Origin of the sequence: Marinibactrum halimedae, assembly GCF_021234875.1 — a bacterium.
In the GTDB taxonomy this organism is placed as follows: domain Bacteria; phylum Pseudomonadota; class Gammaproteobacteria; order Pseudomonadales; family Cellvibrionaceae; genus Marinibactrum; species Marinibactrum halimedae.
Genome location: NZ_JAJQVM010000115.1, coordinates 1 through 775, shown reverse-complemented (window position 1 = coordinate 775; position 775 = coordinate 1). Strand labels below are relative to the sequence as shown.

At 40.6% G+C, this 775-nt stretch carries 2 protein-coding genes; both read right to left on the bottom strand.

The annotated features are described in order from the left end of the window. Positions 1-257: transposase (locus LU351_RS20560; protein ID WP_232593637.1), on the bottom strand; the 257-nt coding region annotated here is incomplete at its 3' end. Between the two features lie 34 nt (positions 258-291). Then, complete coding sequence (locus LU351_RS20555) at positions 292-549, bottom strand: ABC transporter ATP-binding protein (RefSeq protein ID WP_232595954.1); 258 nt, start codon at positions 547-549, stop codon at positions 292-294. Positions 550-775: the final 226 nt, after the last annotated feature.

Sequence of the window (775 nt, the reverse complement as noted above, 5' to 3'; positions counted from 1 at the left end):
GAATAGCGGTCCCGTATTTGGTACTCTATCTGATCATCGGATACATTGTATAAGTGCTGAAGTACGAGTACTTTGAACATCAGTAGCTCGTCATAGGCTTTACGACCCGCATTGCTTTTTCGGTTTGACTTTCGTATTTCCTTTAAGGTCGGACGAAAGGCTTCCCAAAATATCAGTTTGTTGAGATGAACTAATGGATCTTTTTCATCTAACTTGCGATACCTGTCATCTAAATCAAAAAAGCCGGGCTGAGACATAGAAGGAAACTCTTGAAATTTTTGAACAGTGAGATTATATCAAAGTTGGGCTATTTTTAGAGGTGCCCTTAAGTAATTCAGATATCTCTTCTTTAGAGAATTGCTTTGTTTCGAATCTATCTATTATTTTTCTATTTGGCTCTGGATTGTTACACAACTGCTCTATTTCTTTGAGGAGTAAACTTTTTCCAGAGTTATTCGGGCCTACAAATATATTTATCGGAGCTGGTTTTAAGTGAAGGTTTTCTGAATCTGGTTTATTGCCAAAAAAAAGTGTAATGCTTTCGATCATGAATTTTACTCGATAATATGTTCTGAAACCTAACGCCCGCCTAAACGGCGAGCAACTTGTTGCGAGTCCAGCGCATGAAATGCGCGACGTTTGAGGCGTTTGTGTACGCCCGGCATGGGCTTGAATTTATGGGGTGAAAGTCCCCTGTGGGAAGATCACCGTTGAAAACAGGTTGTGATTAAACGACAAACCACTAGCGAATGGCAAGGGCTGATCCGCGAGGAGA

Excerpts from the sequence above, each read along its gene's own strand:
- LU351_RS20555 (WP_232595954.1), bottom strand. The coding sequence starts at position 549 with ATGATCGAAAGCATTACACTTTTTTTTGGCAATAAACCAGATTCAGAA.